At 35.5% G+C, this 5513-nt stretch carries 5 protein-coding genes; 4 read left to right on the top strand and 1 reads right to left on the bottom strand.

The features are described from left to right. Positions 1-357: 357 nt before the first annotated feature. The 3 genes from H6G75_RS32465 (at position 358) to H6G75_RS32455 (ending at position 4398) form a co-directional block, all read left to right on the top strand. The gene (locus H6G75_RS32465) at positions 358-1104 is read left to right on the top strand and encodes a Shedu anti-phage system protein SduA domain-containing protein (RefSeq protein WP_190983964.1); all 747 of its coding nucleotides are present in this window, start codon (positions 358-360) and stop codon (positions 1102-1104) included. A gap of 88 nt (positions 1105-1192) precedes the next feature. Then, a complete protein-coding gene (locus tag H6G75_RS32460) occupies positions 1193-2074 on the top strand; it encodes a DUF5677 domain-containing protein (RefSeq protein ID WP_190983963.1) in 882 nt (293 codons plus the stop codon). A gap of 233 nt (positions 2075-2307) precedes the next feature. Continuing rightward, positions 2308-4398 carry a DNA methyltransferase gene (locus H6G75_RS32455; protein WP_242051735.1) on the top strand — a complete coding sequence of 697 codons (2091 nt, stop codon included), beginning with the start codon at positions 2308-2310 and terminating at the stop codon, positions 4396-4398. 119 nt (positions 4399-4517) lie between these two features. Here H6G75_RS32455 and H6G75_RS32450 read toward each other — a convergent pair whose 3' ends face one another. Beyond that, entirely contained in the window at positions 4518-5120 is a 603-nt protein-coding gene (locus H6G75_RS32450) for a hypothetical protein (RefSeq protein WP_190983961.1), read from the bottom strand. A gap of 127 nt (positions 5121-5247) precedes the next feature. Between H6G75_RS32450 and H6G75_RS32445 the strand changes: the two genes are divergently transcribed. Beyond that, positions 5248-5391: a hypothetical protein gene (locus H6G75_RS32445; RefSeq protein ID WP_190983960.1), complete on the top strand. Its 144-nt coding sequence runs from the start codon at positions 5248-5250 to the stop codon at positions 5389-5391. Positions 5392-5513: the final 122 nt, after the last annotated feature.

The following is a 5513-nucleotide window of genomic DNA, read 5'->3' as shown; positions in this document are numbered from 1 at the left end:
TTTTGACAAATACTCAGCACTTTCTTGAACTTCTAGATTGAAAGGGCGTGCCATTGCTTCCTCATGAGTCTTTTTCTTCCATGTTCTTTATTCTACAGTTCTATGCACGCTCATTTAGACTTGGTATCACCTACATCAATATACGCAATATGGCGTAGCGTGAGATATGAGCCAGTGCAGGTATCGGATAACTTTGTAAAGTGCCTTATCTTCCAAGGTAACGTAATGTAAACATATTTAATGTATAGTATATAACTATATAAAGTGATGAACACTTATAAAAAACAGTTTAGCGATTAATTTAATTAAATACAAATGTACTAATATTTGCAATAGTCAACTATTTCAAATATTATTATGCGCTTCGCTAATGCTATCGAAGGTGATTATCCACCAAAGGAATATAGAGTTGATCCTCATAACTTTGGTGAGGATGATCTAGCAAAGTTGATTTTTCTAATCTCTAAAAATGCTAGTGAAACTGAAATCGATTCTTTTCTTAGACACAATCTCTCTTTATTATCTTTCACGTCGGCTTTCTTTCGTACTGGTCATCACGATAGTTGGATTATTAAACAACCCATAATAAAACCTTCAGGTTTTGTCAATGGAGACGGGAAAATTCCAGATTACCTGTTTGCTGGAGAAAACTCTGATGGAGTGACATGGTGGGTTGTTGATTTAAAGTCGCCTAGAGATCGTCTTTACAAAGAAGATAAAAATGGTCGAATTGTTGAAACTGCTCAATTAGCAAGTGGTATTAGTCAGATTAAAGATTACATTGGTTACTGTACAGAACATCAAGGATATATTCGAGACGCACTAGGAGTAAGATCATTTACCTCTCCTTTTGGCGTGCTGATTATTGGCCGAGAATCTGAACTCAAGCAAGATTTAAGAAAGCAAGCTTATAAGGCACAATTTAATAATTTTACACACAACATTCAGATACGAACTTTTGATTCTTTTCTGCGGCAAATTGAATTTTATTCAAGAAGTTCATATAAGCTCCCGTTTCTTGCAAAGCTTTATAATTCGTTCTTCATTAAGGATGAATTATCACCTTGGGATAGGTGGTGCAAGTATTCTCCATCTAAAGATTAATCGTAAGAGTTTTAATGTAGATGTTAGTGTTTATATTCATCTTATTTCAATAAATTTTGCATAAAATTACATAATCGGAAAAAATAGAATGACTGAACAAGAAAAACAAGCTTTGAATAGATTATTAACAGCCTTAAAACGACGACTTAGCTTGCAAATTTGCCTTTTTCAAGAAATAGTATTTGAGTATGGTACAGCAGATGCGATCGCAGAGGATAATTTATCACAAGAGATAGTTGTGCATGATTACGTTTTCTACTGTTTTACAAAGGCTTGTAAATCATTGATGTCTGTCTCGCTACTACTTGATAATAGACTGCCTGAAGATGCCATGATTCTTTTACGTAGCGTTTATGAAAGTTATTTACATATAGTATATGTGCTGAAAAATACTGAGCAGATAGATGAATTTGTACAAAAAAAGATTGGTCTTTATACAGGTCGATTTAAACATCCTGTTTCTAAAAAAGGAAATAAGATGTCTAACCAAGTCATAGATTCTGAAACTGGTGAGATATCAAATTACGGCATAGGTATGTCAACTTTAGTTTACGGAAGTAAGTATCAGTTTGACAAAGAAGTTCATACTGTTATGTTTCCATTTTTGAGTGAGCATACTCATCCAAATATGATTGCTTCTGGAAATTATCGGGAGGATGATATTTATTACTCATACTGGGAAGCATCGAATACTCTGCAATCTACATTTTTTGCAGTTTATCTAAGTACGCTAATTCTAAGTGAGGCATTAACATTTGAAAAATTAGTGGAGGCAAAAGAAATTAAGTATCAATGTCGGCAAAGTATAAAACTATGTAAGCGTTTTGTTGATTTAGTAGAGAGTCCAGATCCATTTGATTCATTTCCTAATAATGTACAAAGTAGGCTTGTTGAACTAGCGGAACATTTAAGTAAGCGTAGGTATGCTTATTTAAAGCCTTATCCTCAAAGCAAGCAGATAAATACATAATTAAGGAATCATACAGGCGATCGCTCTACTGTTTGGGATGAAGTCATGCGATCGCTTACACTAAGTTTGTATAACCGTGACTCAAAGACTGGTCTGGCTTTCTCAGACTGAGCCACAAAAACAATTCATTCCGTTTATTAATGACTAATTCCTTTCAGCTTCAGCTGTTCAACTCAAATTCTGATGATTTGCCAAAAATTGTTAAAGAAAGAGCAGGAACTTTCACTGACAATATGAAATTACCTATTCATAGGTGGTTTCGTTATTCTGCTGGTTTCTCTGCTGCTTGGGTTGAACAATTAATTAAACACTTAGAACCTCAAACTATTCTTGATCCATTTGCAGGTTCTGGTACTGCTTGTATTGTTGCTGATCAGTTGGGCGTTAGTTCTTACGGTGTGGAAGCACATCCTTTTGTTTATCGACTAGCTAAAGGAAAGCTGTCATGGAATGTAGATAGCTATGATTTTGTACCAGCAATAGATGAAATTAAAAATTTTGCAGCTAATTTAACACTAAAATTACCTGAAAATATTCCCGCTTTATTAAGCAAGTGTTACACAGAAGAAACGCTAATAAATCTCTTAAAAATCAAGCAAGCATATCTGGAAATTGCGCCAAACTTATCTGAAGATTTGCAATCTCTAATTTTTTTGACAGTTTGCGCTATTTTACGCTCATCCAGTCATGTAGGTACGGCACAATGGCAATATATTCTCCCAAATAAACGCAAAATCAAAATTTGTGAACCTTTTGAGGCACTAGATAAGCAAGTGTCTCTGATGCGAGAAGATATGCTTTATATGCAGTCTCTTGCTAAAGTTAGCCGAGCTAACTTGATTCAAGGAGATGCAAGAAATTTAGCAGGTATTCCAGATAATGTAATTGATTTAGTTATTACCTCTCCACCCTATGCAAATAATTATGATTATGCAGATGCAACACGTCTCGAAATGACTTTTTGGGGTGAAGTTAATTCTTGGGGAGATTTACATGAAACAGTGCGTAAATTTTTGATTCGCTCAAGTTCACAACACGTTTCTAAAGAAAAACTTAGCTTAGACACTCTGATAGCTGAATCTGTTATTGAACCAATCAAAGATGAACTAATACCTGTTTGTAAAGAGTTAGAAGAAGTTAGAGCAACTAAGGGTGGAAATAAAGCATATCATACAATGATTGCAGCTTACTTTGCTGATATGGCAAACGTATTTTATGCTCTGCGTCGAGTTACAACAGATAATTGTCAAGTTTGTATTGTAGTGGGAGATTCAGCACCTTATGGTGTATATGTTCCTGTTGAGAAGTGGTTAGGTGAGTTAGCGATCGCAGCAGGTTTTGATAGCTGGTCTTTTGAGCAGATTAGACAACGAAATGTCAAGTGGAAAAACAGAAAACATGATGTTCCACTCCACGAAGGAAGACTTTGGATAGAAAGCAAGATTATGGCACAGTCACCATCACATAAATTTGGTCAAGCATTAGGAAAACTTCTAGAAGACATTGTTTTAGATGATATTCTCAAACCCCGATTACAGCAGTTTGCTCAAACCAAAGATTATTATCTCGATTCCCAAAAAGCGCGTCCAGCCAGAACTGGTAAAAAAGTTACTTGGGAAGATAAATATGGTAATAAACACGATTTGGATTTTGTGATTGAAGTTGATGGTACAGATGATAAAATTGGTAGACCAGTTGCATTTATTGAGTCAGCATGGCGGAGATATACAAAACACTCCAAAAACAAGGCTCAAGAAATACAAGGAGCGATATTACCGATTATTGAACTTCATCATCTGTCAGCACCATTTTATGGAGTAGTATTAGCTGGTGACTTTACTAAACCAGCACTAGAACAACTAAAAAATAATGGCTTTGCAATTATTTATATTCCTTATAAAGATGTAGTCTCAGCATTCAAATCAATTGATTTTGATGTTGCTTTTGATGAAGATACTCCTGATGCAATTTATTCAACAGCATCAAAGAAATTAGCGAGTCTTAGTAGTTCAGATAAAGAGAAACTGAGACAGGCTTTAATGCAAGTGTCTCAAAAAGAAATAGACATTTTTATGGCAACGCTGAGAAACAGTCTTGAGCGTTACATTACTAAAATAGTTATCATGCCCCTTTTCGGAGTAAAATATGAGTTTGAGAGTATTGATAATGCACTTCAAGAGTTAAATACAGTTGATATTGACAACCCTGGTGGCAAATTTGAAAGGTTTGAAGTTATTGTAGATTACAACAACAATGATACGATTCGGGCAACCTTCCAAAATAAAACTGTGCTTGCAGACTTTCTAAGAAAGTTAGAAGATTAATTTTGTGTAAAATTTAGCTGGCGGGAACTTTTAACCAGTTCTCACCAACGCCCTAATTGTTGAGTGTAAATTTAATTCAGGCGATCGCACTAACTCTGCTTAATATTCCCACACATCAATTAACTATTTTGAACCATCCATACTAAAATTCCCAGAATTTCTTCCACAGGCGGGAGAGGATAATCCATCAAATCGATAGTAACAACATTCTCTTCCAACTTCAAAAATCGCCATTGCGTACCATTACTAATCGAACCATAAATAACCGAAATCGTCCGATTTTTTGCAGTATTGAATCTTTGTGCTGCAACCATCTCTGCAATACATTGTCCAAATCCAGTTCTTAAGTCTGCTTTTTTGGCTTCTACAATTACAACTACAGGTGCTTCAATTTCTAAAACTTCTGGCGATTTACTTAACAGAAAATCACACATTCCATTCAGTCCAACTGCCTCATCGACTGTAAAATCTTCACCAGAAAATAAGCTAATTTGACGGCTTAATATGCGTCTAACTTCTAATAACACAGGATAAATAATACCTTCAGAACGCGCTTTTTCACTAGCAGAAGCAGCCAATGGTAGACTTTCTTCAAGATATGCTGTCAATGTAGCAGATGCTTCTATTGGTTCAGTTGGGGGAATAAATCGCCTACCTTCTTGTGTTTTTAACCCGAATGCTTCTTTAACTTTACTGATAGTTGTAAACTGACTATAAGGCATAATTACTAATTTTATTTACAAGTCTAGATTCAGTTTAGCGATTTAAAACTTGTTTTCAGCAGTAGCGATACCTCCGGTAAGCTAGGCTAGGGCATATATCATAATAAAATCAAGGCACTGCAAAACTATGGCTTACAGTGACTTTACCCTAGAAAAGGCTGCTGCTGTTCTGGGAATCACCACCCAAGAAGCTGATCTGTTTCCCCAGCTTGTACCTCTTCCTATACCTGCTTGGTTGGATGAAACTCTCAAAAAGCGAACCCAATTATAGCGGTTCCTGCTTGAGTAAAATACACTATGGGATAATGGAGTATATTAACGTCTAAGTAATTGTGAAATGAAACCTTACTCCTGTGATCTGCGTCAGAAAGTAATTAACGCATATAACAATCA

Origin of the sequence: Nostoc sp. FACHB-280, assembly GCF_014697615.1 — a bacterium.
Taxonomy (GTDB): domain Bacteria; phylum Cyanobacteriota; class Cyanobacteriia; order Cyanobacteriales; family Nostocaceae; genus Nostoc_B.
Note: the sequence above shows the minus strand (reverse complement) of the source record. Positions and strands in the feature narration are given on the sequence as shown.